At 72.1% G+C, this 24209-nt stretch carries 30 protein-coding genes and 1 riboswitch; of the genes, 4 read left to right on the plus strand and 26 right to left on the minus strand.

The features are described from left to right. Positions 1-54: 54 nt before the first annotated feature. The 6 genes from fabG to VKT83_08485 form a co-directional block, all read right to left on the minus strand. Positions 55-801, minus strand: a complete 747-nt coding sequence (gene fabG / locus VKT83_08460) for a 3-oxoacyl-[acyl-carrier-protein] reductase (protein HLY22485.1) — start codon at positions 799-801, stop codon at positions 55-57. Next, positions 798-1775, minus strand: coding sequence for an ACP S-malonyltransferase (gene fabD, locus VKT83_08465; GenBank protein ID HLY22486.1), 978 nt, complete (start codon positions 1773-1775; stop codon positions 798-800). Before fabD ends, fabG begins: the two co-directional genes overlap by 4 nt. Continuing rightward, complete coding sequence (locus tag VKT83_08470; protein ID HLY22487.1) at positions 1772-2770, minus strand: beta-ketoacyl-ACP synthase III; 999 nt, start codon at positions 2768-2770, stop codon at positions 1772-1774. The genes fabD and VKT83_08470 overlap by 4 nt, the downstream gene beginning before the upstream one ends. A 16-nt stretch (positions 2771-2786) precedes the next feature. Next, positions 2787-3818: a phosphate acyltransferase PlsX gene (plsX, locus tag VKT83_08475; GenBank protein HLY22488.1), complete on the minus strand. Its 1032-nt coding sequence runs from the start codon at positions 3816-3818 to the stop codon at positions 2787-2789. A gap of 115 nt (positions 3819-3933) precedes the next feature. Then, positions 3934-4131: a 50S ribosomal protein L32 gene (gene rpmF / locus VKT83_08480; GenBank protein ID HLY22489.1), complete on the minus strand. Its 198-nt coding sequence runs from the start codon at positions 4129-4131 to the stop codon at positions 3934-3936. Positions 4132-4171: 40 nt separating this feature from the next. After that, entirely contained in the window at positions 4172-4696 is a 525-nt protein-coding gene (locus VKT83_08485) for a DUF177 domain-containing protein (GenBank protein HLY22490.1), read from the minus strand. Positions 4697-4959: 263 nt separating this feature from the next. On the opposite strand from VKT83_08485, the gene rpoZ reads away from it, so the two are divergent. Together rpoZ and VKT83_08495 are read left to right on the plus strand one after the other, a co-directional pair. After that, positions 4960-5241: a DNA-directed RNA polymerase subunit omega gene (gene rpoZ, locus VKT83_08490; GenBank protein ID HLY22491.1), complete on the plus strand. Its 282-nt coding sequence runs from the start codon at positions 4960-4962 to the stop codon at positions 5239-5241. Positions 5242-5246: 5 nt separating this feature from the next. Continuing rightward, positions 5247-5444 (plus strand): hypothetical protein, encoded by a 198-nt coding sequence (locus VKT83_08495; protein HLY22492.1) that lies wholly within the window; start codon positions 5247-5249, stop codon positions 5442-5444. A 51-nt stretch (positions 5445-5495) separates the two neighbouring features. On the opposite strand, the gene coaD is transcribed toward VKT83_08495, so the two are convergent. The 3 genes from coaD to recG are packed head-to-tail and all read right to left on the minus strand — an operon-like array spanning position 5496 to position 8778. Then, positions 5496-6011, minus strand: a complete 516-nt coding sequence (gene coaD, locus VKT83_08500) for a pantetheine-phosphate adenylyltransferase (protein HLY22493.1) — start codon at positions 6009-6011, stop codon at positions 5496-5498. Continuing rightward, positions 6008-6571, minus strand: a complete 564-nt coding sequence (gene rsmD, locus VKT83_08505) for a 16S rRNA (guanine(966)-N(2))-methyltransferase RsmD (protein ID HLY22494.1) — start codon at positions 6569-6571, stop codon at positions 6008-6010. The genes coaD and rsmD overlap by 4 nt, the downstream gene beginning before the upstream one ends. Next, positions 6568-8778: an ATP-dependent DNA helicase RecG gene (gene recG, locus VKT83_08510; GenBank protein ID HLY22495.1), complete on the minus strand. Its 2211-nt coding sequence runs from the start codon at positions 8776-8778 to the stop codon at positions 6568-6570. Before recG ends, rsmD begins: the two co-directional genes overlap by 4 nt. Positions 8779-8934: 156 nt before the next feature. Between recG and rpmB the strand changes: the two genes are divergently transcribed. After that, on the plus strand, positions 8935-9126 hold the full coding sequence (gene rpmB, locus VKT83_08515) for a 50S ribosomal protein L28 (GenBank protein ID HLY22496.1): 192 nt from the start codon (positions 8935-8937) through the stop codon (positions 9124-9126). 6 nt (positions 9127-9132) lie between these two features. Here rpmB and hslO read toward each other — a convergent pair whose 3' ends face one another. From hslO to VKT83_08585, 14 genes are all read right to left on the minus strand, one after another. Beyond that, entirely contained in the window at positions 9133-10041 is a 909-nt protein-coding gene (gene hslO, locus VKT83_08520; GenBank protein ID HLY22497.1) for an Hsp33 family molecular chaperone HslO, read from the minus strand. A 125-nt stretch (positions 10042-10166) separates the two neighbouring features. Then, on the minus strand, positions 10167-11006 hold the full coding sequence (gene thiD / locus VKT83_08525) for a bifunctional hydroxymethylpyrimidine kinase/phosphomethylpyrimidine kinase (GenBank protein HLY22498.1): 840 nt from the start codon (positions 11004-11006) through the stop codon (positions 10167-10169). A 19-nt stretch (positions 11007-11025) separates the two neighbouring features. After that, a complete protein-coding gene (thiL, locus tag VKT83_08530) occupies positions 11026-12114 on the minus strand; it encodes a thiamine-phosphate kinase (protein HLY22499.1) in 1089 nt (362 codons plus the stop codon). Further along, entirely contained in the window at positions 12098-12772 is a 675-nt protein-coding gene (gene thiE / locus VKT83_08535) for a thiamine phosphate synthase (protein ID HLY22500.1), read from the minus strand. The genes thiL and thiE overlap by 17 nt, the downstream gene beginning before the upstream one ends. Beyond that, a complete protein-coding gene (thiM, locus tag VKT83_08540) occupies positions 12769-13665 on the minus strand; it encodes a hydroxyethylthiazole kinase (protein ID HLY22501.1) in 897 nt (298 codons plus the stop codon). The genes thiE and thiM overlap by 4 nt, the downstream gene beginning before the upstream one ends. Next, entirely contained in the window at positions 13665-14174 is a 510-nt protein-coding gene (gene thiW, locus VKT83_08545) for an energy coupling factor transporter S component ThiW (GenBank protein HLY22502.1), read from the minus strand. Before thiW ends, thiM begins: the two co-directional genes overlap by 1 nt. Then, positions 14171-14836, minus strand: a complete 666-nt coding sequence (gene tenA, locus VKT83_08550) for a thiaminase II (GenBank protein HLY22503.1) — start codon at positions 14834-14836, stop codon at positions 14171-14173. The genes thiW and tenA overlap by 4 nt, the downstream gene beginning before the upstream one ends. Continuing rightward, positions 14833-16125, minus strand: a complete 1293-nt coding sequence (locus VKT83_08555) for an acetylornithine deacetylase (protein HLY22504.1) — start codon at positions 16123-16125, stop codon at positions 14833-14835. Before VKT83_08555 ends, tenA begins: the two co-directional genes overlap by 4 nt. Continuing rightward, positions 16122-17075 carry an ABC transporter substrate-binding protein gene (locus VKT83_08560; protein ID HLY22505.1) on the minus strand — a complete coding sequence of 318 codons (954 nt, stop codon included), beginning with the start codon at positions 17073-17075 and terminating at the stop codon, positions 16122-16124. Before VKT83_08560 ends, VKT83_08555 begins: the two co-directional genes overlap by 4 nt. Positions 17076-17101: 26 nt before the next feature. Beyond that, positions 17102-18001 (minus strand): ABC transporter permease, encoded by a 900-nt coding sequence (locus tag VKT83_08565; protein HLY22506.1) that lies wholly within the window; start codon positions 17999-18001, stop codon positions 17102-17104. Continuing rightward, positions 17998-18741, minus strand: coding sequence for an ABC transporter ATP-binding protein (locus VKT83_08570; protein HLY22507.1), 744 nt, complete (start codon positions 18739-18741; stop codon positions 17998-18000). Before VKT83_08570 ends, VKT83_08565 begins: the two co-directional genes overlap by 4 nt. A 57-nt stretch (positions 18742-18798) precedes the next feature. Beyond that, a riboswitch (TPP riboswitch) is annotated at positions 18799-18917 on the minus strand. Positions 18918-18976: 59 nt separating this feature from the next. Then, on the minus strand, positions 18977-20008 hold the full coding sequence (locus tag VKT83_08575) for a dipeptidase (protein ID HLY22508.1): 1032 nt from the start codon (positions 20006-20008) through the stop codon (positions 18977-18979). Positions 20009-20016: 8 nt separating this feature from the next. After that, entirely contained in the window at positions 20017-20307 is a 291-nt protein-coding gene (locus tag VKT83_08580) for a hypothetical protein (GenBank protein ID HLY22509.1), read from the minus strand. Further along, entirely contained in the window at positions 20304-21314 is a 1011-nt protein-coding gene (locus VKT83_08585; protein HLY22510.1) for an AIR synthase family protein, read from the minus strand. Before VKT83_08585 ends, VKT83_08580 begins: the two co-directional genes overlap by 4 nt. A 36-nt stretch (positions 21315-21350) precedes the next feature. Here VKT83_08585 and VKT83_08590 point away from each other — a divergent pair, with 36 nt between their 5' ends. Continuing rightward, entirely contained in the window at positions 21351-21587 is a 237-nt protein-coding gene (locus tag VKT83_08590; protein HLY22511.1) for an Lrp/AsnC ligand binding domain-containing protein, read from the plus strand. Between the two features lie 3 nt (positions 21588-21590). Here VKT83_08590 and VKT83_08595 read toward each other — a convergent pair whose 3' ends face one another. The 3 genes from VKT83_08595 to VKT83_08605 form a co-directional block, all read right to left on the minus strand. After that, entirely contained in the window at positions 21591-22520 is a 930-nt protein-coding gene (locus VKT83_08595; protein HLY22512.1) for a Gfo/Idh/MocA family oxidoreductase, read from the minus strand. Next, positions 22517-23641 carry a DegT/DnrJ/EryC1/StrS family aminotransferase gene (locus VKT83_08600; protein ID HLY22513.1) on the minus strand — a complete coding sequence of 375 codons (1125 nt, stop codon included), beginning with the start codon at positions 23639-23641 and terminating at the stop codon, positions 22517-22519. Before VKT83_08600 ends, VKT83_08595 begins: the two co-directional genes overlap by 4 nt. 76 nt (positions 23642-23717) lie before the next feature. After that, positions 23718-24161 carry an SRPBCC family protein gene (locus VKT83_08605; GenBank protein HLY22514.1) on the minus strand — a complete coding sequence of 148 codons (444 nt, stop codon included), beginning with the start codon at positions 24159-24161 and terminating at the stop codon, positions 23718-23720. Positions 24162-24209 lie beyond the last annotated feature (48 nt).

A 24209-nucleotide genomic window follows, 5' to 3' on the forward strand; every position in this document is an offset into this window, starting at 1 on the left:
GGAACGATGCGAATCCTTGGGGACCCCGGACCTTCCCAGCGCGTCGATGCTCCACTAGCGCATGACCAATCCGCCGTCGACGTTCAGGACCTGCCCCGTGATGTACGCTGTGTCTTCGGCCGCGAAGAACGCCACCGCGGCCGCGACTTCCTCCGGCCGGCCGGTGCGCCCCACCGGGATGTGCTCGGTGAAGCGCGCGCGCTGCGCGTCGGTGAGCTTGCCGGTCAGCCCGGCCTCGATGTAGCCGGGCGACACGGCGTTGGCCGTGATGCCGCGGGTAGCCACTTCCCGCGCGACCGCCTTCGTGAAGCCGATCACGCCGGCCTTGGCCGCGATGTAGTTCGCCTGCCCCGGGTTCCCAACCTCCGCGACGACGGACGTGATGTTGACGATCCGTCCCCACCGCTGCCGCAGCATCTCCCGCAGCACTGCGCGCGTCAGATAGAACGTCGCGTGCAGGTTGATCGCCATGATATCGTGCCAGTCCTCGTCCCGCATCCGTATCAATAGGCCGTCGCGCGTGAGGCCCGCGTTGTTCACCACGATGTCGAGCCGTCCGCGCCAGCCGTGGGCCGCGTCCGCGCACTGCCGGCACGCCTCCACGTCGGTCAGATCCGCCTGGAGGATGATGCCCTCGCCGCCGCCGTCGGTGATCTGCCGCAGCGTCTCCTCCGCTTCCTCCGCCCGGCGGCCGTAGTGAACGATGACGGCCGCGCCCTCGCGCGCCAGCCGGACGGCGATCGCGCGGCCGATCCCGCCGGAGGCGCCGGTCACGAGCGCCACCCGTCCGGCGGCGATCACCGAGCGACCCCCTCACGTCCCGCCGCCGTGCCGGGTCCCGGCGCGGGGGTCCCGCCCGCGGCCAGCAGGGCGAGCGTCTCCTCGCGCGACGCGGCGTCCTCGACGTGGCACGTCACGGCGTCGACGGTGCGGCGGATCATCCCGCTCACGGTCGTGCCGGGGCCGACTTCGACGAACACCTCGATGCCGTCCGCCCGCATCGCGCGCACCGATTCTTCCCACCGCACCGGGGAGGCGACCTGGGCGAGCAGCGCCCGCCGGATCTCGTCCGCGGTGCGCACCGGCGCCGCCGAGACATTGGCGATCACCGGGATGCGCGCGTCGCGCAGCGGCATCCGCTCGAGATCGGCGGCGAGCCTGGATGCGGCCGGGGCCATGAGCCGCGTGTGGAACGGCGCGCTGACGGCGAGCGGAATCGCCCGCCGCGCGCCGGCGGCGCGGGCGGCGTCGAGGACGGCCCGCACGGCCGCCGCTTCCCCGCCCACGACCACCTGTCCGGGGCTGTTGAAATTGGACGGCTCGACCACGCCGAGGTGGGCGTGCGCCTCGCACACCGCGCGCACGCGCTCCCCATCGAGCCCGACGACCGCGGCCATCATCGTGTCAAGTCCGTCGCAGGCCTCCTGCATGTACTGTCCGCGCAGCCGCACCAGGCGGACCGCGTCTTCGAGCGACACGGCGCCGGCGCACACGAGCGCGGTGTACTCGCCGAGACTCAGCCCCGCCGCGCACGCCGGCGCAAGCGGCACCGTCGCGAGACAGGCGAGGCTGGCGGCCAGAATCGCCGGCTGCGTGTTCGCGGTCTGCCGCAGCGCGTCTTCCGGGCCGTCCGCGCAGAGCGCGTAGAGATCGATCCCGGCGGCGTCGCTCGCCCGGCGGAAGACTTCGCGCGCCTCGGGGAACCGCTCCGCGAGTTCGCGGCCCATCCCGACGTGCTGCGCGCCCTGGCCGGGAAAGACGGCGGCGACCTTCACGCCGCGCCGCCCCACCGGATCGCGCACGCGCCCCAGGTGTACCCGGCGCCGAACGCGACCATCACGCCGACGTCGCCCTCGCGCACGCGCTCGGCGGCCACCGCTTCGTAGAGCGCCACCGGCACGGACGCCGCGGACGTGTTGCCGTAGTGCTGTACGTTGATGTAGAACTTCTCGATCGGCACGCGCAGCCAGTGGGCCGCCGACTGGATGATGCGGAGGTTGGCCTGGTGCGGGATCACGAAGTCGATGTCGCCCGGCGCGAGCCCCGCCTTGGCGATCGCCTCCAGCGCCGCCCGCGGGATCGTCCGGACGGCGAACTTGTAAACCTCCGGCCCCTCCATGCGGATCGTGTGCTCGTTCTGCTCGACCGTTTCGAACGACGCGGGCTTCCGGCTACCGCCGGCCGGCAGGTAGAGCTGGTGGCCCCCGGCGGCGCCGTCGCCGCCGAGCGCGAAGGACAGGAAGCCGTAGCCGTCCCGCGCCGGCCGGACCACCGCCGCGCCGGCGGCGTCCCCGAAGAGAATGCACGTCGACCGGTCCTGCCAGTTGGTGATCCGGGACAGCGTCTCGGCCCCGACGACGAGCACGGTTTGGGCCTGGCCCGCGACGATCGAAGCGTGGGCGACGCTGAGCGCGTACATGAAGCTGGAGCACGCCGCCGAGACGTCGAGACATCCGACGGTGCGCGTGCCGAGGCGCTTCTGCAAGAGGCACGCCACGTTCGGAAAGACCATGTCGGGCGTGGTCGTGCCGACGACGATCAGGTCCACGTCCGCGGCGGTGATCCCGGCCGCGCCGAGCGCCTCCACCGCGGCGCCGTACGCCAGATCGGAGGTCGCGGTCTCGGGCCCCGCGATGTGGCGCTCGCGGATCCCGGTGTGCGACTCGATCCACGCGTCCGTCGTCGAGACGGAGGCTGCGAGCTCGGCGTTGGCCAGCACGCGCTCGGGCACGCACCGGCCCATGCCCACGATCGTGGATCCGCTTCGCACGCGTCTCCTCCCCGGACTAGATTGCGGAGAATCCCTGGGCGAGCGCCAGCTCCGCCAGGCGTGCCACGTCGGCCCGGATCGCGTCGACCATGCGCGCGCGGACCGATTCGGCGGCCAGACCGATGGCGTTGCGCACCGCTCTGGCTTTGGAACTTCCGTGGCTCACGATGCAGATGCCGTCGACGCCCAGCAGCGGCGCGCCGCCGTACTCGGTGTGGTCGAGCCGCAGCGCGAGCGCTTTGAGGCGCGGGCGCGCGAGCGCGACGCCGAGGCGCACGAGCAGGCCGCGGCTCAACTCTTCGCGGAGCAGGCTGAAGATGCCGAGGGCGAGACCTTCGCCGAACTTGAGGACGACGTTGCCGACGAACCCGTCGCACACCACGACGTCGGCGGCGCCGGCAAAGACGCCGCGCCCCTCGACGTTCCCGATGAACCGCAGGCCCGACCGGCGGAGCAGCTCCGCCGCCCGGATCACGAGTTCGTTGCCCTTCGTGTCCTCCTCGCCGTTGCTGAGCAGGCCCACCCGCGGCGATTCGATGCCGAGGACCCGCGCCGCGTAGACGCTGCCCATGACGCCGAACTGCAGCAGATGTTTGGGCCGGCAGTCCACGTTGGCGCCGGCGTCCAGCATGATCGCGCGGCCGCGCTGCGTCGGCAGCACGGCCGCGATGGCCGGCCGGTCGATGCCTTCGATCGGCCGCAGCGTCAACAGCGCGGCGGCCATGACCGCGCCGGTGTTGCCGGCGCTCACCATGGCGTCGGCCTCCCCGCGGCGGACCAGGTCGAGCGCCACGGCGATCGACGAGCGGCGCTTCCGCCGCAGCGCCATCGCGGGCGCCTCGGCCATCCCGATGACTTCAGGGGCGTCGACGATGCGCAGGGCCTCGGACCGGTGCGGCGCGGGGACGTGCCGGAGCTCTTCCTTGAGGCGGTCGGCCGGGCCGGCGAGGATGACCTCGACGTCCAACTCCCGCGCCGCGTCCGCGGCGCCGGCGACGATCTCGCGCGGCGCGTGATCGCCGCCCATCGCGTCGAGCGCCACCCGCATCATCGGCGCCCGGCGTTCGTGACCTCAGCCGCCCCGCGGGGATCGGGCAGGGGCATCCGCGACGCCGTGCTGTCGATATCGCGGGAAGCCGTCCCCCGACGGCGGCGTTGGTGCACTAGGCGCTCTTGTCTTCCTTCGTCTTGATTTGGATCGCCTGCCGGCCGGCGTAGTAGCCGCACGTGGGGCACACCCGGTGCGGCACCATCCGCGCGTGGCACTGCGGGCAGTCGACCAGCGTCACCGGCTGCGCGCGGAACCCGGCGCGGCGCGACGCGGTGCGGGCCTTGCTGAATCGCCGTTTGGTCAGTCCCATCCGTCACACTCCCTTGAACGTCGCCGGCGCGAGGATCATCTCACGCCTGCCCGGCGCTCCAGCGCCGCAGTCCTTCCAGCCTGGGGTCCACCTCGCGCGGATCGCACCCGCACGGTCCGTCGTTGAGATCCGCGCCGCACCGGGGACACAGGCCCGGGCAGCCGTCCCGGCACCGCGGCGCCAGCGGCAGCGCCAACAGCACGTGCTGGCGGACCACTTCCGTCACGTCGATCGTGTCGCCGGCCTCAACCGGAACCAGAAAATCGCCGGCGGTCAGTTCGTGTTCCTCGCCGGGCGCCTCCGGCCGCTCCCCGCGCGGCCCGAACTCCTCGCTGACGTCGACCGCGATCGGCAGCTCGAACCGGCGCAGGCACGCCCCGCACACGCAGCCGGCGACCGTGCGGACCCGGCCGCGAAGCGAGACGCCGCCCGCCGCGCCGGTCAAGGTGATCTCGCCGGTGACCGGTTCGGCGAAGGCGATGTCCTCGCTGGGCGCCGACAACTCTTCCGCGAACGCGAGCACCCGGACGCCGTCGCGGTCCGCCAGGAGCTCAGCCACGTTCACGCGCACAGCCGCACCTCACAACATGTGCCCGGCGGGCACCGCCGGGCACACGAACACGCGTTCATTATACGAATGCCCGGTTTGCGATGTCAAGGCGGCGGCGGGCCCGTCGCGCGTTGTCCTTGCTTTCACGGCCGAACAGGCGTACCATGAAGAAGAAGGCTCTCCTCTCTTCCTTGTGTCCTCGATCAATCCTCGCGAACTGGGATTGGCCCCCCTCGGAGGCGAGCGCACCAGTAGTTTCATTCTCCGGGAGGGAACATATGCGCCAGCCGCCCACCGAAGTACTTCTGGAACGAATCCCCAAGCGCTTCACCATGGTGAATGCCGTGGCCGCGCGGGCCGAGCAGTTGATCCGCGGCGACATCCCCGCGATCGAGACCACGACTCGCAATCCGGTGCTTGTCGCGATGGAAGAACTCGCATTGGGGAAGTTCCACATCGTCCCCCGCCGTTCGCCGGCGAATGACCCGGTCGTGACAGAGTCCGCGCCGGCAATTGGTCCGTTCGTGGACGAGAAGCGCCCCGCCGCCGCCGGGGTGTGATCGCTGTGACGGCGCGGCGCCAGCGAGGCTCTATCAAGCCCCTATCGTTCTACGGCGTCAAGTTCAAACTGCCCGCCGTGGTGGCCGTCCCTGCCAAACCGCTGAGCGAGGGCGCGCCGCGAGGCGACCGCACCGCACCGGACCGGATCGCCCTTTACCGGCCGAGCGAGAGCGGCATCACCCGAGACACCAAACCCATCTGACCGCCCGTCGTCGCGGCGTCACTCGCGACGGCGCGGCTTCGGCAGCCCCGCTCACGCGGGACCAGCCGGCGGTGTGCGCCCGCGTTGCTGCGCGAGGCGCTGTTCCACCGCCGCGGGAACGAGCCCGGCGACGGATCCCCCGAACTGTGTGACCTCCCGGATGAGCGTCGAGCTGAGATAGGCGTACTCCGGGCTCGTCATCATGAAGACGGTTTCGATCTCGGGATGGAGCCGCTTGTTCATCGCCGCCATCTTGAGTTCGAACTCGAAGTCCTCGTTGGCGCGCAGTCCGCGGACGATCACACCGGCGCGGATGGACGCGGCGAACTCGACGGTGAGGCCCTCGAAGGCGCGCACCTCGATGCCCTCCTGCCCGGTCATCGCCCCGCGCAGCATCTCGACGCGCTCCTCCGTCGAGAACATCGCCTGCTTGCCGACGTTCGTGGCGACCGCCACGACCACGCGGCCGAAGACGCGGCGCGCCCGGACGATGATGTCGAGGTGGCCGTTGTGCACCGGGTCGAAGCTCCCGGGATAGAGCGCGGTGACACCGTCGGACGTCGTCATCCCGCCTCCCCACCCTCTCTCGAATAGAACCAAAGTCCGGTCTCACCGTAGCGCGCATCCCGCGTTCTCCGGAGGCCGGGAATCTCGCCCGGGTCGTCGCGCCAGTGCCCTTCCGCGGCGATCACGCCCCCGTCCGCCAGCAGCGCCGAGGCGGCCAGCCGCCGGAGGGTGCGCGCCGGGAGGTCCTGGCCGTACGGCGGGTCGAGCACGATGAGGTCGAACACCGCGCCGTCGCGCTCGAGCCCGTCGAGGGCGCCCGGCACCGTGCCGCGCCGCACTTCGCTCTGCCCGTCCACGTGCGCCGCGGCGAGGTTGCGGCGGATCACCGCGACCGCGCGCGCGTCCCGCTCGACGAAGACCGCCCGCGCGGCCCCGCGGCTCAGCGCCTCGATCCCCAGCGCCCCGGTCCCGGCGAAGAGGTCCAGCACCCGCGCATCGGCGAGGCGCGGCGCGAGCGCGTTGAACAGCGCCTCCTTCACCCGGTCGGACGTCGGCCGCACGCCCGAGCCCGGCGCGCGGAGGTGCGTCCCCTTGGCCCGCCCCGACGTGACGCGCATCATCCCACCCGCACGTTCGCCACCGGCGCCGCCGCGAACCGGGCCCGGAGCGCGTCGGCGACCGGCCGGTGCGCCGGCTGGCGCAGCGCGGGATCCTTCGCCAGCATGGCCGCGGCGTCGCCGCGGGCCCGTTCAAGCCAGTCTCGATCGCGGATGAGGTCCGCGATCCGCAGATCGCCCCGCAGCCCGTGCTGCCGCAGCGCCTCGCGTCCGGTCTCCCCGAGGAGCTCGCCGATGCCCCGCAGTTCCAGGTCGCGCTGCGCAATCACGAAGCCGTCCGTCGTCTCCCGCATCGCCTGGAGGCGCACGCCGCCGTCATCGGTTTTCGGATCGCCGACCAGCACGCAGTACGACGCGTGCTGGCCGCGGCCGACGCGGCCCCGCAGCTGATGCAGCTGCGACAATCCGAACCGGTCCGCGTCCTCGATCACCATGACGGTGGCGTTGGGCACGTCGATGCCGACTTCGATGACCGTCGTCGCGACCAGGATGTCGATCGTGCCGGCGCGCAGCTCCCCCATGATTTTGTCGCGGTCGTCCACCTTCATGCGCCCGTGCAGCACCCCGACGCGCAGGCCCGCGAGCGGCCCGGCGGCGAGCCGGGCCGCGAGGCCGGTGGCCGCTTCGACTTGCAGCTTGTCGCTCTCTTCGATGAGCGGACAGACCACGTAGGCCTGCCGTCCCCCGCGGACCTGCTCCGCGACCCACGCGTAAATCTGCGGACGGCTCGCGCCGGTACGGACGTGGGTCCGGATCGGCGAGCGCCCCGGCGGGAGCTCGTCGAGGACCGAGACGTCGAGGTCGCCGTACAGCGACAGCGCAAGCGTCCGCGGAATCGGCGTCGCGGTCATCACCAGTACATCCGGCCGGCTGCCTTTCGCCCGCAGCGCCGCCCGCTGGGCCACGCCGAAGCGATGCTGCTCGTCGACCACCACCAGTCCGAGGCGGGCAAAGGCGACGTCTTCTTCGATCAGCGCGTGCGTGCCGATGACGAGGTCGGCGCCGCCGTCGCGGATCAGATCGAGCGCCTCGCTCCGGGCGGCGCGGCCGAGGCCGCCGATGAGCAGGACCGCCGTCACGCCGATGGGGTCGAGGAGCGCCCGCAGCGTGAGATAGTGCTGCCCGGCCAGGATCTCGGTGGGCGCCATCAACGCCCCCTGCGCGCCGCCGCCGATGCACCGCAGCAGCGCCTCCGCGGCGACGACGGTCTTCCCCGAACCCACGTCGCCCTGCAGCAGCCGGTTCATCGGGTGCGGCGCGCCCAGGTCGTGGGCAATCTCGTTCACCACGCGCCGCTGCGCGCGGGTCAGCCGGTACGGCAGGCGCGCCTCGAACCGCTCGAGCAGCGGCGCCGCGTCGCCGTAGCGGATGCCCTTTGGCTCCCGCTGCCGCGCCTGCTTGTGCCGCAGCAGCAGGGTTTGAAAGAGCAGCAGCTCCTCGTACGCCAGCCGGCCGTGCGCCGACGTCTGTTCGTCTTCCGTCTCCGGGAAGTGGAGGGCCCGGAGGGCGCCCGGCAGCGCCGGAAACGCGTACCGGTCGCGCAGCTCGTCCGGCAGCCAGTCGACGGCGGACGGCGCGTACTCGTCGAGTGCGCGCATGACCATCGTCCGCAGCACGCGCTGCGTCACCCCTTCGGTCGCGCGGTAGACCGGCACGATCCGGCCCGCGTGCAGCGTGTCCTCCCCGGGCTCCAGAACTTCGAACTCCGGGGCGATCATCTGGATCTCACCCGCCTGGCGCTGCACGCGCCCGTGCAGGATGACGCGCGCCCCGGCCGGCAGCTGCCGGACGATGTACCCTTGGTTGTACCAGACGGCGTGCAGCACGCCGGTTCCATCGGTGACGGCCGCTTTGACGATGACGAAGTTGCGGCGGCGCCGCACCCGGAACGCCCGGATGCTGGCCACCGTGCCCTCGACCGTTTCCACCGCCCCGTGCGTGAGATCGTAGATCCGGTGGAGCGTGCGCCGGTCCTCGATGCGGCGGGGCGGCCGGTACAGGAGGTCGCCCACCGTGCGCAGTCCGAGGCCTTCGTCGAGCCGCTCGGCCCGCTTCGGACCGACGCCGGGCAGGAATCGGAGGGACGTGTCGAGGGGGTGACCGGACGGCTGCGGGGTGCCCGAATCCGGCGTCACGTCCGGCGCGGCGGACGGGATCTTCGGAGATGCGACCGCGGTCTCGCGAGCCCGTGCCTTCCCTGCGCTCGCCATCCCGCCGCCCGCCCTCCTGCGTTGATGTGCGCCGTCTGCCGGGACGCGTCTGGCCGATCCGCGCGTTCGGCGGACCATGTTCTACGCGACCGGCATTGCCCCTCCCGGATGCCGTGTGCTACACTCAACGGCGCTGTTCGAGAGGGGGCACGTCCAATGGCACGTCGCTGCGCCATATGCGGCAAGGAGCCGCATACGGGAAACAGAGTGAGCCACTCGCATCACAAGACCAAGCGCCGGTTCAATCCAAATCTCCAAAAGGTCCGGGCGCTCGTGTCCGGCTCGGCCAAGCGGATCATGGTCTGCACGCGTTGCCTCAAAGGCGGGAAGGTGAAGCGCGTCGCCTAGGTACCGCTAGACGACCGCTTCGCCGGTCCCCGTCCCGCGCCGGAGCGCGTCGATCAACGCCCGGACTTCGTCCTCGGTCAGCACGTAGCGGTCCCCGCAGAAGCGGCACGTCACCTCAGCCTGTCCTTCCTGCGCCAGCAGCGCTTCGAGCTCGTCGGCGCCGAGCACGCTCAGCATCCCCTCCACCCGCTCCCGGCTGCACCGGCACGTGAACGTGACGGGGCCCGCGCTCGGGGGCTCCGCCGCGAAACCGTCGAGCGCCGCCCCGAGCAGCTGCTCCGGCGTCTGCCCCGCGGCGACGAGGTCCGTGATCGGCGGGAGCGCCCGGACGCGCTCCTCGAGGCGCGCCACGACGTCGGGGTCCGCCCCGGGCAGCGCCTGCACGCACAGGCCGCCGGATGCGAGCACGCGGAGATCCCGTCCCACGAGCACGCCCAGCGAGACCGCGGACGGGACCTGCTCGGACCGCGCGAAATAGGCCGCCAGATCCTCGGCGATCTCGCCTGAGACGAGCGGCGCCGAGCCGTAGTACGGCGTCCGCATCCCGAGATCGCGCGTGACGTGGAGCGTGCCGTTGCGCCCGACGAGCCCGCCGACGTCGAGCTTGCGCGCCGGAGTCGGCGGGAGATCCGCCTGCGGGTTCATGAGGTAGCCGCGCACCCGTCCGCCGGCATCGGCCTGCGTGATGATGCCGCCGGCGGGACCGTCGCCGAGCACGCGCAGCGTGACGGACTGTCCGTCCTTGAGGGCCGCCGACAGCAGGGCCGCGGCGGTCAGCGTGCGGCCGAGCGCCGCGGTCGCGGTCGCCGACGTCGCGTGCCGGATGCGCGCATCCTCCACCATTTCCGTCGTGACCGTCGCGACCGCCCGGACACGCTCGCCGGCCACGGTCGCGCGGACCATGTAGTCACCCATGTTGCGAGATCCTCCTATGTTCTGTTGGTGCGGGCCGGGCTCTAGGCCTCCTGCCCCGTCTAACGCGGGACCTCCGGCCGCCTCTGAGCCTGCGGCGCGGGCTAAAGATGCGCCTCCTGCCCCGTCTAACGCGGGACCTCCGGCCGCTTCTGAGCCCGCGGCGCGGGCCAAAGATGCGCCTCCTGCCGGTGCATCGGATTGACCGGACCGTGCCCCCCGCCGAGGGCCAGCGCCGCTTCGATCGCGCCGGTCACAAAAATCTTCGCGGCGCGAATCGCCGCCGGCACGTCCTCGCCGCGCGCAAGGCCGGCGGCGATCGCCGCCGAGAACACGCAGCCCGTGCCGTGCGTGTTCCGCGTGGCCACGCGCGGCGCCTCGAGATGTTCGACGCGGTCGCCGTCGTAGACGGCGTCCACCGCGGGGCCCTCGAGATGGCCGCCCTTCACGACGACGTACCGCGGGCCCAGCGCGGCGATCCGCCGCGCCGCGTCGTCCATCTCTGCCGGCGTCGTGATCGTCGCGCCGCACAGCGCCTCCGCCTCCGGGAGGTTCGGCGTCACGACGAGCGCGAGCGGCAGGATGTGGCGCCGAAGGGCGTCCACCGCCTCCGGCCGCAGCAGCGCCGCGCCGCCTTTCGCGATCATCACCGGATCGACGACGAGCCGCTCGAGGCGGTGGTGCCGGATGCGGTCGGCGACGGCCTCGATGATGGCGGCGCTGCTCAGCATGCCCGTTTTGGCGGCGTCGACGCCGATGTCAGACACGACCGCGTCGATCTGCCGCGCCACCATCTCCGGCGCGATCTCGGCGATGCCGGTGACGTCGCGCGTGTTCTGGGCGGTGACCGCGGTGACGGCCGTCATGCCAAATACGCCCATAGCGGAGAACGTCTTCAGGTCGGCTTGAATGCCCGCCCCGCCGCCGGAGTCCGACCCGGCGATCGTGAGCGCGCGTGGGATCGGCATCATCCCTGTCCTCCTAACTCTATGTCGGCGCGCTCCCGCGCGCGAGGTGGTCCCAGCCGGCGGCCCGGAGGGGCTGCCGTTCTCCGGTGGCCGTGACCATCCACCGGCCCTCGAGGTCGGGCAGCACGTCGCCGATCCGCGTGATGTCGACGCCCGCGGTTTTCGCGATCTCGTCCGCCCGTCCGTCAAACGCCGCCCCGGCGGCGAAGAGCAGTTCGTAGTCTTCGCCACCGCCGAGCGTCCAACTCTCCATCGGGACTCCGGCCGCGCGGGCGGCCTCCGGCAGCCCGCGCGGCACGGGCAGGCGCCCCGCGCCGAGGAGGACCCCGACGTGCGAGGCCTCCGCGAGATGCAGCAGATCGCTCGCCGTGCCGTCGCTCGTGTCGATCATCGCGGTCACGAGTCCCGAACGCGCAAGCGCGCCGAGCGTCCGGCCCGCGGCGACGCGCGGGACGGGGCGGCGGTAGGCCACCTCGAGCGTCTCACGTCCGTGCACGGTGGCGTCGCGGCGCTCCAGCAGGAACCGGCCCGCCGCGGCCTTGCCGGTCTGCCCCGTGATCCAGATCCCGTCGCCCGGCCTGGCGCCGCTCCGCCGCACCGGGTGTTCCGCCTCGCCGAGCACTGTGACGTCGACCGCGAGGGGACCCGGCGTCGCCGAGACGTTGCCGCCGACCACGGCGACGCCGTGAAGGCCGGCGAGCTCCGCCATCCCTCCGTACAGGTCCTCGAGCGCCGCCGAGTCCGCGGAGGCCGGAATCAGCAGCGAGACGAGGGCGTACCGCGGCACCCCGCCCATCGCTGCGACGTCGCTGAGGTTCACCGCGAGCGCCCGCCAGCCGACGTCGGCCGGCGTGCACGTCTCGCGCGTAAAGTGGATCCCCTCCACCTGCGCGTCGCAGGTCGCGAGGATCGTGGCGCCGGGTCGCAGCACCGCGGTATCGTCGCCGATGCCGAGGATCACCCCTGCCCCGCCGCCCGGGACGATCGCCCGAAGCCGTTCGATCAGCGCAAACTCGCCGAGCGCCGGTCCGCGCGGCGCCCACTCCGCGCGCGCGGCCCCCGAGACGGGCGCGGGCCCGCGCGGTCCGCCGTCAGGCCGTGCCGCCACGAGCGCGGTCGACCTCCTGTCTGAGGAGCCGCGTCGCCTCGGCCATGTCCTCCGCCATCGTCACCGCCGTGATGACCGCCACGCCGGCCGCCCCCGCGCGGATGACCGCCGCCGCGTTGCCGACGGTGATCCCGCCGATGCCGACCACGGGCAGATCGCTGGCTGCGGCGACTTCGCGGATCCGCGCGAGTCCGACGGCGTCGCCGGCGTCCGCCTTCGTGGCCGTGGCGTACACCGCGCCCACGCCGAGATAGTCGGCGCCGTCTCGCGCGGCCGCGCGCGCCTCGTCGGCCGTGGCGGCCGACACACCGAGAAACAGGGAGGCGCCGAGCAGCGCGCGCGCGGCCGCCGCCGGCAGATCCTGCTGTCCCACGTGCGCGCCGTCCGCCTCGGACGCGAGGGCGACGTCGACCCGATCGTTGACGATCAAGGCGACGCCGGCCTCGCGGCACCGCGCGCCGATCCGACGGGCCGTCTCGACGATGGTACCGGCCGGCGCGTCCTTCATCCGCAACTGCACGGCCGTCGCGCCGCCCCGGATCGCGGCCTCGGCGATCTCGAGATGCGAGCGCCCGCGGGCCTGCGACGATCCGGCCGTGATCACGTACACGCGCCAATCCCCGCGGAGCGTCCGCCGCCCCGCGCCCGGCGCGGTCACGATCGGCTCCCCCGGCCCGCTTTCGTGTCGTCGTGGCCGGCAGCGGGTCCGCCGGCCGGTATGACACGCTCGACGCGCCACGTCCCGCGCGCGGCCACCGTGCCGGGATCCAGGGCCGCCAGCGCGTCGAACAGCGCGACGCGGAACGAGCCCGGTCCCGAGGCGATCTTCGCGGCCTGCTCCGCGGCGATCTCGAAGCAGGCCAGTCCCGCCACCGCCGCGGCGAGCGCATTCTCCTCGATCGCCGCGAACGCGCCGATGCACGCGGTGGCCATACACCCGCTGCCGGTGATCTGTCCCAGCCAGGGATGTCCGAGCGGGAGGAGCACGAGGCGTGCGCCGTCCGTCAGCACGTCGACCTCGGCCGTCGCGGCGACGGCGCAGCGCAGCCGGACCGCCAACGCCGAGGCAAGGCGAACGCGGTCGTCCGCGGAATCCGCGCCGCCGTCGCTCACGGCGTCGACGCCCCGCACCATCCCCGGCCGGCCGGCCAGCGCCGCGATCTCGCCGGTGTTGCCTCGCACGCAGGCCACGCGCGCCTCGGCGAGCAGCCGCTCGACCTGGGCCGTGCGGAAAGGCGTCGCCCCGACCCCGACCGGGTCCAGCACGACGGGGATCCCCCCGGCGTTGGCGCGGCGGGCGGCCCGCACCATCGCGTCCACCGCGGCGACGGTGAGCGTCCCCACGTTCAGGACGAGCGCCCGCGCCTGCGCCACCATCGCCTCGACTTCTTCCGGCGCGTGCGCCATCACCGGCGAGGCGCCGATCGCGAGCGTCGCGTTGGCGACGTCGTTCTGCGTGACGGTGTTGGTGATGTGATGGACGAGCGGCCGCGCTTCCCGCACGCGCGCCAGCAGCGCGGCTGCCGTGGCGGGATCGATGCCGCCGTCCATCACGCCCGCGCGTCCACCTTGGCCATGTGCAGCGCGGGCCGCAGCACGCGCAGCGCCACGTAGCCGAGAATGGCGCCCGGAATGCTGGCTTCCAGGAATGCCACCTGGAAGGCCCAAAACGCGGGGTGTTTGCCGACGAGCGGCCCGACCAGGAGAACGGCCAGGGTCGCTCCGATGGGGCCCGTTCCGAGCGGCTCAAACACCGCCGCCGCGTCGTTGCGGAGCCAGCGGTAGGCGTAGCCTACGACGATGGCGCCGAACGGACTGCCGGGGAATGCGAAGACGGTTCCCGTGTGCAGCGCGTTCCGTAATATTGCCGCCACCAGCGCGGCGCCGGCCGCGTACCACGGCCCAAGAAGAACGCCCGCGATGGCGTTGACCGTGTGCTGCAGCGGGAAGACGCGCGGCCCGAGCGGCAGCGGGATGCTGAGCGGGCCGAGCACCGTTGCGATGGCCGCGAACATCGCGGCAAGAATGAGACGCCGGAGATGCAGACCCTGATCGGTCATATCGGCCACTCCTCCATTCGCTGTGCCATATCGAAGAACAGGTACTCGTACCGGGCGCTCGTCACGAAAATCTCGCGAAGCGCCGCTTCGCCCTCGGCCGAGATCTCTTCCCCGAGGCGGTCCAGCTGCCCGGCGAGCCAGCGGGCCGCCGCGGCGTATTCGTCGGACGTGTAGGCTTTGATCCAGTTCTCGTAGGCCGGGACGCGCGGCAGTCCGCGCGAGCGCAGGGTGCTCGCGATCTCCCAGTAGCCGTGGGCGCACGGCAGAATCGCCGTCACGATCGCGGGGAGCTCCGAGGTCTCCGCCACGAGGCGCAGGTGGTTCGTGTACGCGAGCGTCGTCGGCGCGGGGCGCGTGTCTTCGAGGGCCTCCGGGGAGATGCCGCAGGACCAGCACGTCTCCCGGTGCAGGTCCATCTCCACGTTGAGGGTCTGGTTGAGCAGGTCGGAGAAGCGTCCGGCGACCGCGACCTCGGCGGCGCGCGCGGACGCGAGCGCCAGCACCCGGCAGTACTCGATGAGAAAGACGTAGTCTTGCCGGAGATAGTACTGGTACTGATCGCCGGGCAGCGTGCCGTCGCCGAGGCCGCGCACGAACGGGTGCGCGAGAATCCGCCCGCGGATCGGCGCCGCGTCTTCCTGCAGCCGCGCGAAGAGGCTCATGTCTCGTCGATGCCCGCCCATCCGGCGATCACGCGGGCGTACACCCGGGCGCAGCGCACCAGATCGTCGAGCGCCACGTATTCGTCCACCGCGTGCGCCTGTCCCCAGCCGCCCGGACCGTAGACGACCGCCGGGATCCCGCGCTCGGCGAGCCAGCCCGCATCGCACACGCCGCCGGACGTCCGGTAGCCTGAGGCGGCGCCGCAGACATCCGCGTGGGCCCGCGCCACCACCAACGCCCCGGGATGCTTCGCCGGCGTCTCGAAGGCCGGGAAGACCTCGCCCCGATCCTCGATCATCGAGGATCCGCCCCAGCGGAAGGCCGGCGGATGCTCCCGCAGCCACGGGTCCGCCGCGGCGGCGGCGCGCACCGCCGCCTCGATCTCGCGGGTCACCCCCTCCATCGTCTCGCCGGGATAGAAATGCACGGTGATCCACAGGGCGCAGCGGCCGGCGACGAACGCCGGATGCCGGCCGCCCTCGATCGCCGCAGGATTGATCGTCGTCGTGCCGGGCGGGAAACCGGGGTGGGACTTCATGACGGCCCAGTGGCGTTCGAGCGTCTGCAGCGACTGCAGCACGACCACCATCTTCTCGATCGCGCTCCCGCCGAACACGCCGCCGCCCGCGTGAATCATCCGCCGGCGCATCGCGTCATGGAAGGTCTGCGGACTCTGGATGGTGATCCATCCGGTCACGACCCCGCCCTGGCCGAGCGAGATTTCGCCGCTGCTCGGCTCCAGCACGAGGGCGAGATCGGCCCGCGGCGTGTGCTCGATCGCGGTCAGCGTCCCCGCCTCCCCCATCTCCTCGCCGGTCACCGATTGGACGAAGATATCGCCGCGCGGCCGGCCGAGGGTCGCGACAACCGTTTCGAGGGCGACCAGCGCCGCGGCGATGCCGCCCTTCATGTCCGCAGCACCGCGGCCGTAGATCCGGCCCTCCCGGCGGACCGGCCGGAACGGCGGCGTGGTCCACGGCTCATCCGGGGCCGTCGACGCGACGTCGACGTGGCCGTTCAGGACCAGCGAGCGCCCTCCGCCGCGGCCGGAGAGCCGCGCCACGAGCTGCGGGTCGCCCGGATACAGCGGAAAGACGCCGACCTCCGCGTCGAGCGCGCGAAGCCGCTGCGCGAGAAACTCCTGGATCGGCCCGGTGTTGCGGCCGGGCGGACAGGGCGTTTCGAAGGCGATGAGGCGTTCGGTGAGCGCGAACAGCTCCTCGCGCCGGCGCTCGAGCACCGCGTCCAGCGCCGGCCCCCAGGGCCAGCCGTCCTTGCGGGCCGTCACGGCGCGAGATTCGCGTACAACTGATCCGCCGGCACGGGGGAGGAAATGACCTTTTGCGCGGCCATCCACCCGCTGAAGGCCGCCCAGCGTTCGCGAAGCTGGCGCTGGCTGCGGGCGTACGCGGGCAGCGTCGCCTCGAACGACCGGCGGTTGAACGCATCGTCGAGCTTCGGGTTGAGGCGGATGTAGTGCTTGAACGCCTCCTCGGGATGGGCCACGGTGAGCGCGAGCCCGCGGCCGGCCGCGCGGACAAATCGCGCCAGGACGTCCCGGCGCGAGCCGACCGCGGCGTCGCCCGCGATCAGGACGAGCTCGTAAAAGGGCGGCACGCCGTAGCGCTCCGGCTCGAACATGCCGACGGCTTGCCCCTGCATCTCGATCTGGATGCGCTCCACGTTGCGGTAGCCCCCGATCACGGCGTCGACCTTCCGCGACAAGAGCGCCGGCACGATATCGAAGCCGACGTTCACCAGCGTGACGTTGGCCTTCGTCACCCCGTCCGAGCGGAGGATCTGGTCGATCATCGCGTCTTCGAGGCCGGAGACGGCGAACCCGACGCGCCGGCCGGCGAGATCGCGTGGCCGGCGGACCCCCGAGCTCCGCAGGAACATCACGGTCGTCAGCGGCTGCGCGACGACGAGGCCGATGCTGCGCACCGGCAGGCCCTGGGCGCGGGCGAAGATGACGCCGGACTCGTAGTTGACCGCGACGTCGACCTTGCGCGCGGCGACGAGCTTGAGCGGATCGTCCGCGTTCGCCGGGACTTGGAGGTTGATGATGAGGCCGGCCTGCGTGAAGTAGCCGGCGCCGAGCGCGGCGTACAGCGGGACGTGGTCCGGATTGGGAAACCAGTCCAGCATGAAGGTGAGCGGCGTGCCCGGCGCGGCCGCCTCGGTGCGTCCGCCCGCGCCGAGCACACCGGCGAGGGCCGCCGCCGCGCCTCCGGCCACCAGGTGTCTCCGCCCGATCCGCACTCCTAGGCCTCCCATTCCGCCTGCGCGGCCGCTTCGGCCCGGCGCCACGGCAGCGCCGTCCACTCGACGAACGACACCGTCCAGAACAGCGCGGTGGCCATCACGCTGAGATAGACGATGACGGCGAAGACCAGGTCGACGTGCAGCTGCGCGTTGGCGTGGATCATGAGGTAGCCGAGGCCGCGGGTGGACCCGACCCATTCGCCGATCACGGCGCCGATCACGCTGGTCGCGATCGCGATGCGCGTGCCGGAGAACACAAACGGCAGCGCCGCCGGCACCCGCACGCGCCGGACGATCTCCGCCGGCCCGGCGCCGAGAATGACGAGCAGGTTCACCATGTCGGGATCGGCCGCCCGCAGCCCGTCCACCGTGTTCACGACGATCGGAAAGAAGACGATGAGGGCGGCCATCACGATCTTCGAGAGCGTGCCGTAGCCGAACCAAACGACGAGCAGCGGGGCGATCGCGAACACCGGCACCGTCTGGCTCGCGATGACGAGCGGGTAGACGGCGCGCTCCACGGTCCGGGACGAGAAGATCGCGAGCGCCAGGACGACGCCCACGACGAACGCGATCGCAAAGCCGAGCATGACTTCGCCGAGCGTCACCGCCGCCTCTCCAAGCAAGAGCGCGCGGTCGCCGGCGAGCACACCGGCGATCCGGCTCGGGGCCGGCAGGATGTAGAACGGGATATCGAAGACGCGCACCGCCGCTTCCCAGGCGGTCAGGATGATCGCGAGGAGCACGAGCGGCGGGACGATCCGTGCCGCGTACGCGCGCAGGCGGGCGCCCGCCGCGGCGCCGCCGGACGCCCGGGCGGGGCCCGGCGCCGCGGAGCCCGCCCTGTCCGGTGCCGGACCTCCGGCCGTTTCTGGGCCTGCGGCGCGGAGGACGCTCACGCGAACGCCTCCGACATCTCGGCGTGCAGCAGGTCGAGGATCGCCGCCTTCTCCGCGACGATACCGGGGTCCGTGGCACGCCGGGGCCGCGGCAGATCGAGCCGGCGCTCGGCGCGAATGCGGCCGGGCCGCGCGGCCATCACATAGACGCGGTCGGAGAGCAGCACCGCCTCCTCCACGTCGTGCGTGATGAAGAGGACCGTGCGGCCGAACTCCTCGCGCAGCCGGAGCAGATAGCCCTGCATCGCCGCGCGGGTCATCGCGTCGAGCGCGCCGAACGGTTCGTCGAGCACGAGCAAATCCCGCCGGCACAGCAGCGTCCGCACGAGCGCGACACGCTGGCGCATTCCGCCGGAGAGCGTCGCGGGGTACGCCCGCTCGAAGCCCTCCAGACCGAACCGCCGCAGCATCGCGCGCGCTTCCTCGCGCGCGGCCGCGCGGGGCGCGCCCTGAATCTCGAGCCCGAGGATGGCGTTGTCGAGCACGGTGCGCCAGGGCAGCAGCAGGTCCTTTTGCTGCATGTAGGCCACCTGTCCGTCGATCGCCACGGTGCCGGCGTCCGGGCGGACGAGGCCGGCCACGACGTTGCAGATCGTGCTCTTGCCGCAGCCGCTCGGACCGACCAGCGTCACGAACTCGCGCGGCCCGACGTCGAGCGACACGCCGGCCAGCACGTCCAGCCACTCGCCGTCGTGCCGGAACCGCTTCCGAAGACCCTTGATCTCCAACGCTGCCGGCATGGGCCCCTGTCCTGCGTCCTCCCGAAAAAAACGCAACGCGCCGGCCCGGAACCCCGGGCGGCGCGTCACAACCTTCCCTCCGCTGGCATTACCCAGATCAGGTTCCGGGGTCGATGGCAGGGTCGGTCGCAGCCATCCTCTCAGCCTGGTTGTCCCAAGCTCCCCCACGTGCTATTCGATTGTCGATTTCAGTATATCACACGGCCCACGAACGCAAACGCCCCGCGCGGCGGCGTCACGCCCCCCAGGTCTCCCGGAGCACGCGGACCCAGTTGCCCTGCAGCAGCTTCCCGAGATCGCCGTCCGTATACCCGCGCGCCCGGACGGCGTCGACGAGCCGCGGGAGCCCCGCGGCGTCCCGCAGCTCCGCCGGCACGGTCGTCCCGTCGAAGTCGGACCCCAGCGCGACGTGGTCGATGCCCATGCGTTCCACCATGTACTCGATGTGGTCGACCATTCGGACGATCGGCGTATCGGGGTTGCGCGCGCCGTCTTCGCGCAGGAACCCGACGGCGAAATTGAGCCCCGCGACGCCGCGGGTGTCGCGTACCGCGTCGAGCTGCTTGTCGGTGAGGTTGCGGGGGTTGCGGCAGAGCGCGTGGGCGTTCGAGTGGGTCGCGACCAGCGGCGCGTCGGTGATCGCCGCGACGTCCCAGAACCCCCGCTCGTTGATGTGCGAGAGGTCGATCATCACCTTGCGCTTGTTCAGCTGGCGCACGAGCGTCTTGCCCGCCTCCGTAAGTCCGGGGCCCAGGTCGGGGCTGCTCGGGAAGGCGCGTGTCGGCACGCCGGTGGAGAACGCGTTTCGGCGCGCGTGCGTGAGGCCGACCGACCGGAGTCCGGCGGCGTAGAAGACCTCCAGCGCGCGGCCCTCCGGATCCAGCGGTTCGGCGCCTTCGAGGTGCAGCAGCATCGCAAACGTCCCGCCGTCGAGGCAGGTCTGAATCTCGCCGGCGGTCCGGACGATTCGGACCCGGCCGCCCGACGCCTGCGCGATCTCGAGCAGCCGCCCGAACATCGACAGCATCTCGCTCTGCGCGGGCCCGAGGTCCGGACCCGCCGGCACGCCGCCGGCGGGCGCCTGCGTGTCGGGCGGCGGGACGTAGATCGCGAAGAACCCGCCGCCGAGACGGCCTTCCAGCGCGCGGGGCAGGTCGATGTGCCCTTCGGCCGACCGCTCGAAGAACGAGCGGCCGGTCCGCGTCACGCTGAGGATCGTATCGTTGTGACCGTCGAAGATCGGCGGATACGCAGCCGTCTGTGGCATGATGCCTCCTAACGAAACTTTAACTTGACCCGCCGCGACAGGAGGCGGCCGATCCGGCGCTCCATCTGCGCGCTCGCCAGGCGGGCCGCCTGCTCGGTCGCCGTGAGCGCGCGGGCGCCGCGCTCCAGCCGGACCTCGACCTGCGCCTGCGACCGCAGGGTCGGCTTCCCCGGGCCGGGGCTGTCGTGCGCGACGGGCTTTGGGGGGGATGCGGCCTTCGGCGTCGTGGCTCGCTTGGCCCGCGGCGCCGGACGCGCCCTCCGCTTCTTCGGCGCCGCACGGCGGCGGGATCGCGTCATTGGCGGAGCACCCGCCACAACTCGTCGCGCTCGGGCGGAACAAGCGGCCCTTCGCGCCCCGCGCGGCGGACACGTCGGTCGCCCGGTCCGAGGGTGGCGACGACCGTCGCCGGGACGCCCGCGTCCGCGATTGCCGCGGCCGTCCGGTCCGGCTGCGGGGTCGCCACCAGCAGGGCCCCGCTGCCGATAAGGGCGAGCGGATCGGCGCCGAGGGCGTCGCAGATCGCTCTCGTCTCCGGGAGCACCGGCACGCGGTCGGCGTCGAGGAGCACGCCGAGGCCGGACGCCGCGGCAAGCTCGTAGACCGCGCCGAGTACGCCGCCCTCCGTGACGTCGTGCATCGCGTGGGCTCCGGCGGCCGCGGCGGCGCGCGCCTCCGGCAGCACGCTCAGCCGCTCGCGAAATGCCCGGGCCCGGGAGACGCCGGCCTCGCCGAGGGCCCCGGTCAGATCGGCGCGGCGCAGGTCCGCGAGGAGCGCCGTCCCTTCGACGCCCGCGGCCTTGGTGAGCAACAGGGCGTCGCCGCTCTGCGCCGCCCCGCTTCGGAGCAGCCGGTCGCGCATCACCCGGCCGAGCGCGGTGACGACCACGAGCGTCCGCGCGAGACCGCCTACCACTTCGCTGTGGCCGCCGGCGATTTCGACGCCGAGCGAGGCCGCCGCCGCGCCGGCGTCGCGCATGATCCGGGCGAGGTCGTCCGCGGCGCGCGCCGGCGACAGGAGGATCGTCAGGACGACCGCCACCGGCTCCGCGCCGGCGGCCGCGAGGTCGTTGGTGCCGATAAGGATCGCGTACCAGCCGAGGTCTGCTCCCGCGCCGGTGATGGGATCCGTGGTGACGGCCGCGAGGCCGCTGCCGAAATCAATGACCGAGCAGTCCTCGCCGAACGACGCGTGCACGAGCACGTCGGCGCGCCGCGCGCCGAGATGCCGGTACACCAGCGCGTCGAGCACGTCCGGCGGCACTTTGCCGACCGGAAGCGGGCGCCCGGTCGCGTCACCCGTCATAGGAACCCCCGCGGCTGCGCCGAATCAACGCGGGCGATGCCCCAGACGGCGTTCGTGCTCATCAATCTCAATCGCGGCACGCCCGCCGAGGTCGCGCGTCTGGTCCGCGCGCTCCCCGGAGTGACGCAGGCCCACGCCGTGATGGGCGACTATGACGTGCTGGCCGTGATTCACGCGGAAGTCACGCGGGAGATTTCGACGCTCGTGGACGCGCACATCCGAACGATCGACGGTGTGGCGAAGGTCGTGACCTGCGTCGCGGTGCCGACGTAGCCGCTACACCGCAACTCGGGGCGTAATCACCGTCATCGTCTGAAGAATCTTGAGGGCCACCTCGAGGGCCCTGAGGCCGTCCTCTCCCGACACCAGGGGCACCGTTTCGCCGCGGACGCATTGGATGAAGTGCGTCAGTTCCGCCCGCAGAGGCTCGCCGGCCGGCACGGTGAGCCGCCGTTCGTCCCCGCCGCGCCGGACCGTGAGCTGCTGACCGAGGTAGTTGAGGTGGATGAAGCCGTCCGGCAGGGTGATCTCGAGTTCGGCCGCCTTGACCGGCGAGACCCGGCTCGCGACGAAGCTGGCCATACACCCGTTGCGGAGGGTCAGATGGGCGACCGCGAGATCCTCGTCGTCGCCGTGGATCGCCGCTCCCACCGCGCTGACACGCGACACCGGCGCGTGCATCAGGTGAAGGATGATGTCGAGATCGTGGATCATGAGGTCGAGCACCACCCCGACGTCCATGATCCGCCGCGGGTTCCAGGGCCGGACGCGGCGCACCTGCACAAACAGCGGATCGGTGACGAGGTCGCGCAGGCGCTGCACCGCGGGTTTGAACCGCTCCACGTGCCCGACCAGCAGCACGAGCCCTCGCCGCTGCGCGAGCTCCACCAGTTCCGCGGCTTCGTCCACACTGGTCGTGATCGGCTTTTCGACCAGCACGTGGATGTCGTGCTCGAGGAAGTCGCGCGCGATCTCGTAGTGGAGCGCCGTTGGGACGACGAGGCTGACCGCGTCCACCCGCCCGAACAGGTCGCGGTAGTCGCTGAAGCCCGTCGTGCTGTAGCGGCGCGCGAAGCCGGCGGCCTCGCGTGCCGCGGTGTCGACCACCCCGGCCAGCATGGCGCCCGGCAATTGATGATAGATGCGGACGTGGTGCTGCCCCCACTGGCCCAGGCCGACGACGCCGATGCGGATCGGTCCGGTCACGACGAACTCTTTCCCGGGTCGAAGCGCCGCACGGCCTCGATGATCCGCTCGAGGTCCGTGTCCGTGACGGCGGGATGGACCGGGACGCTCAGCGCCTGCTCGGCCGCCCGGACCGCCTCGGGACACCGGCTTTCACCGAAGCGCGCCCGGTAGAATGGGGTCAGATGAATCGGCGTCGGGTAGTACACGCGCGAGCCGATCCCTTCTTCCTCGAGGTGCCGGCGCAGGCGGTCGCGGCCCCGCGCCACCCGCACCGTGTACTGGTGGAAGACGTGCGTGTACCCGTCGGGCGTGACGGGGCATCGCAGCCAGTCGAGGCCGGCGAGCCCGTCCGAGAGCCGCGCGGCGTTTCGCCGCCGCCGGTCGTTCCAGCCGTCCAGGCGGCTCAACTGGCCGATGCCGATCGCGGCCGCCATCTCGGTCATCCGGTAGTTGTAGCCCTCCGCCTCGTACAGGTACTGCTGGCGTTCCCCGCCGCGCACGAAGAGTCGCGCCCGGTCGGCCACGTCCGGGTCGGAAGTCGTGGCCATGCCGCCTTCGCCCGTGGTCATGTTCTTTGACGGATAGAAACTGAAGGCCGCCGCGCGGCCGAGGGCCCCGGCGCGGCGGCCGCGGAACGCGGCCCCGTGCGCCTGCGCCGCGTCCTCGATCAGCGTGAGGCCGTGGGAGGCCGCCAGCGCCTCAAACCGGTCGATGGCACACGGCAGCCCGTACAGGTGCACGAGGAGGACGCCCCGCGCGCCGGGCGTCCGCCCCAGCGCGTCCGCGGTCGACTCGGGGTCCAGGTTGAATGTGCGCGGATCGATGTCGGCGAAGACCGGTTCCGCCCCGCACGACAGGATCGTGGCGGCCGTCGCGCCGTATGAGAAGGCGGTCGTGATGACGCGGTCTCCCGGCCGGATGTCGGCCGCCCGAAGCGCCGCCATGAGCGCCGTGGTCCCCGAACTGGCCGCCACCGCATGGGAGGCTCCCACGTAGGCGGCAAAGGCCTGCTCGAAGTCCGCGACCCGCGGTCCGGCGACGAAATGTCCGGAATCCAGGACTTCGAGGACTCGGCGTTTGTCCTCGTCGGAGATCAGAGGCTGGGCGATTGGGATGAGTCGGCGCGAGGTCGTCGGCATTATCCGATTGGCCGGGCTATGCTCGTGAATCCGAACGATTGTTCTCCACCCGGCGGGCATTTCCTGCGCCCCCGCGTCACTTGCCGCCCTCGATCTGCTGCTGGAGCGCCTTGAGCATGCCGTCGATGTTCTCCCGCATCTTCACCCGCAGCAGTCCGGTCAGCAACCGGCCGATCAGCGGAATCCCGAACTCGAACCGGACCGTGATCGTGGTGCGCGTGCCGCCGCCGTCGGCGGCGAACTCCCACGTGCCCTCGTAGCTGTCAAAATCCCCGTCCCGCTGCCGGAAGCGGCAGCGGTGGGCGGCGTCGTCCCACTCGTCCTCCTCCACCCAATGGATGCGGCGGCCTTCGACGATGCCGACCCATTCTGTCAGCGTCGGCACCTCCCCGTTTCGTTCCAGGACGGTCACGCGCTCGAGGTCCGGCATGAAGCTCGGGAAGTCTTCGACCCGCCGCGCACGCGCATAGACCGTGTCGAGCGGCGCGCGGATGACGATCGATGCGCTGACCTCGGGCATGGAGCCTCCCGTCCGGGGCGTGAATTACGTGGCGGGCCCGCGGGCCCG

It is taken from the genome of bacterium (assembly GCA_035308905.1).
Classification (GTDB): Bacteria; Sysuimicrobiota; Sysuimicrobiia; order Sysuimicrobiales; family Segetimicrobiaceae; genus DASSJF01.

Bases quoted from the DNA above. Each gene is read 5' to 3' on its own strand.
- plsX (HLY22488.1), bottom strand. From the start codon at position 3,818: ATGCGGGTGGCGCTCGACGCGATGGGCGGCGATCACGCGCCGCGCGAG.
- rpmF (HLY22489.1), bottom strand. From the start codon at position 4,131: ATGGGACTGACCAAACGGCGATTCAGCAAGGCCCGCACCGCGTCGCGC.
- rpoZ (HLY22491.1), top strand. From the start codon at position 4,960: ATGCGCCAGCCGCCCACCGAAGTACTTCTGGAACGAATCCCCAAGCGC.
- coaD (HLY22493.1), bottom strand. From the start codon at position 6,011: ATGACGACGTCCGACGGTGTCACCGCGCTCTATCCCGGGAGCTTCGAC.
- rsmD (HLY22494.1), bottom strand. From the start codon at position 6,571: ATGATGCGCGTCACGTCGGGGCGGGCCAAGGGGACGCACCTCCGCGCG.
- recG (HLY22495.1), bottom strand. From the start codon at position 8,778: ATGGCGAGCGCAGGGAAGGCACGGGCTCGCGAGACCGCGGTCGCATCT.
- rpmB (HLY22496.1), top strand. From the start codon at position 8,935: ATGGCACGTCGCTGCGCCATATGCGGCAAGGAGCCGCATACGGGAAAC.
- hslO (HLY22497.1), bottom strand. From the start codon at position 10,041: ATGGGTGACTACATGGTCCGCGCGACCGTGGCCGGCGAGCGTGTCCGG.
- thiD (HLY22498.1), bottom strand. From the start codon at position 11,006: ATGCCGATCCCACGCGCGCTCACGATCGCCGGGTCGGACTCCGGCGGC.
- thiM (HLY22501.1), bottom strand. From the start codon at position 13,665: ATGGACGGCGGCATCGATCCCGCCACGGCAGCCGCGCTGCTGGCGCGC.
- thiW (HLY22502.1), bottom strand. From the start codon at position 14,174: ATGACCGATCAGGGTCTGCATCTCCGGCGTCTCATTCTTGCCGCGATG.
- tenA (HLY22503.1), bottom strand. From the start codon at position 14,836: ATGAGCCTCTTCGCGCGGCTGCAGGAAGACGCGGCGCCGATCCGCGGG.
- VKT83_08570 (HLY22507.1), bottom strand. From the start codon at position 18,741: ATGCCGGCAGCGTTGGAGATCAAGGGTCTTCGGAAGCGGTTCCGGCAC.
- VKT83_08575 (HLY22508.1), bottom strand. From the start codon at position 20,008: ATGCCACAGACGGCTGCGTATCCGCCGATCTTCGACGGTCACAACGAT.
- VKT83_08580 (HLY22509.1), bottom strand. From the start codon at position 20,307: ATGACGCGATCCCGCCGCCGTGCGGCGCCGAAGAAGCGGAGGGCGCGT.
- VKT83_08585 (HLY22510.1), bottom strand. From the start codon at position 21,314: ATGACGGGTGACGCGACCGGGCGCCCGCTTCCGGTCGGCAAAGTGCCG.
- VKT83_08590 (HLY22511.1), top strand. From the start codon at position 21,351: ATGCCCCAGACGGCGTTCGTGCTCATCAATCTCAATCGCGGCACGCCC.
- VKT83_08600 (HLY22513.1), bottom strand. From the start codon at position 23,641: ATGCCGACGACCTCGCGCCGACTCATCCCAATCGCCCAGCCTCTGATC.
- VKT83_08605 (HLY22514.1), bottom strand. From the start codon at position 24,161: ATGCCCGAGGTCAGCGCATCGATCGTCATCCGCGCGCCGCTCGACACG.